Below are 1609 nucleotides of genomic sequence, written 5' to 3'. Positions count from 1 at the left end.
AAATCCGAATAATTTCAAATTCAATTTATTCAGCTTAAAATCAGCGCGAAGTTTTTCGGAGCTATTTTTTGTAACGTGTTTGTGTATGATTTCGTTGCGTGTTTCAGCAACAAAATTTGCAAATACAAACCGAATAGAAAATTCGCGAGGATTTTCGTAAGTAGGCGAGTACTAGCAATGAATTATACACGGTGTTGTGGTTAGTTTTTTAAGTCGATTAGTTTTATTTTACTCAATTCCGTTATGGCATTTTTGTATTCATTCTCCGATAAAAACCAACGGTCATAAGTCAGTCTTTTTTGGTTGTATCCTTCAATCCAAATAGTCTTTGAGTGTTCCATAGTTACTTTATAAATGGAATCGACTATTTCTCTTTTATTTACTTGAATTTTTGTTTTAGTATTGAATTCCGATTTTTCAAATTCAAACTTTTCAACTTCAATTTTTTCTTTCTCTTTTTTTGCAGTTTTAAATATTTCTAAAAATTCAAAGAACTCTTTAAAAGCATTTTCGTCATTATTTGGGTTTCTGTTTGATATTTGCCAATGCCATCCACCACTTTGTCCAAAATGTTCTGGTAAATGTCCAAGAATCCAGATATTGAAGTCAGAAAAATTATTGAACTGTTCGGTTTCGAGTTGTTCTCTGTCGCAACCTATCCCAAAACCTGTTATAAATGCATCTAAAGAATGGAAAGTGTATTCATTGCCCAAATACATTGCTTTCCTCTTTTCAAGATGCTCCAATATTTCGTATAAATTTGGTTTTCGATAACTCATTTTCTCAAATTAACCACAACGTTTATGTATAAGATTAGTGCGGTTTTGTGTGCGAGGATTTTCCGCAGGAAAATCAGATGTAACAAAACAGGACTAATCGCTGGATTAAGCACAGACCCGAGCATTAATTTTATACTTTGTTACAAACAGTTTTTATTCCAGTAAATTTATTAATGGTCCAGTAAAAGTTCCAGAAACTATATTTTGATTATTAGTATAAGAAAATGTAATTGTATAAGTGTCGTTATTATTTATTATAATGGTTGCTTGACCATCCATATCATCAGAACTTAAAGAGTTTGTTGAAACATAGTTTCCGTTTTCAATAACAACATTAGTATTAACTCCTGAATGGTCTATCCAAGCATTGTCAGAGTCGAAATTTGGGTCGGAAAAATCATAAATTGGATAAGTTGTATTTTCTATATCTCCATCACCTTCTACAGAACTATACATATTGAAATCAATTAATTGAGTTATATTATCAGAAAAAGTAAATTCATTATTTTCATATGTCATATCTCCGTTTGTTAGTGAGAAGTAAAATCTTCTTGGGTCAGATTGAGGTGTGTTAGGAATAATATACCCTTTTGTCAATTCAAAAGATTGTCCGTTAACAATTAGTTCTCCAGAAACATCTGTTTGATTTCCGTTGTCGTCGTCCGATGAGCAAGATAAAATTGTTAATCCGATTAAAAGTGTAAAGAATAAGTTCAGTTTTTTCATTCGTAATTTTGGGTTTAAATTGTTTGTAACGTTTATGTATAAGATTAGTGCGGTTTTGTGCGTGAGGATTTTCTGCAGGAAAATCAGATGTAGCAAAACAGGAC

The 1609-nt window shown here is 31.4% G+C and carries 2 protein-coding genes; both read right to left on the bottom strand.

Annotated features, from left to right (window positions below; genetic code table 11):
* Window positions 1-200 precede the first annotated feature (200 nt).
* The gene (locus Q0739_RS14775; RefSeq protein WP_298239509.1) at window positions 201-779 is read right to left on the bottom strand and encodes a hypothetical protein; all 579 of its coding nucleotides are present in this window, start codon (window positions 777-779) and stop codon (window positions 201-203) included.
* Window positions 780-932: 153 nt separating this feature from the next.
* The gene (locus Q0739_RS14770; RefSeq protein ID WP_298239508.1) at window positions 933-1505 is read right to left on the bottom strand and encodes a hypothetical protein; all 573 of its coding nucleotides are present in this window, start codon (window positions 1503-1505) and stop codon (window positions 933-935) included.
* Window positions 1506-1609 lie beyond the last annotated feature (104 nt).

Source organism: uncultured Algibacter sp. (genome assembly GCF_947487605.1).
GTDB lineage: Bacteria > Bacteroidota > Bacteroidia > Flavobacteriales > Flavobacteriaceae > Algibacter_D.
This window is presented reverse-complemented; position numbering and strand designations above follow the sequence as displayed.

What these genes read in the sequence shown, in the direction of transcription:
- Q0739_RS14775 (WP_298239509.1), bottom strand. Translation starts at nt 779, where the DNA reads ATGAGTTATCGAAAACCAAATTTATACGAAATATTGGAGCATCTTGAA.
- Q0739_RS14770 (WP_298239508.1), bottom strand. Translation starts at nt 1,505, where the DNA reads ATGAAAAAACTGAACTTATTCTTTACACTTTTAATCGGATTAACAATT.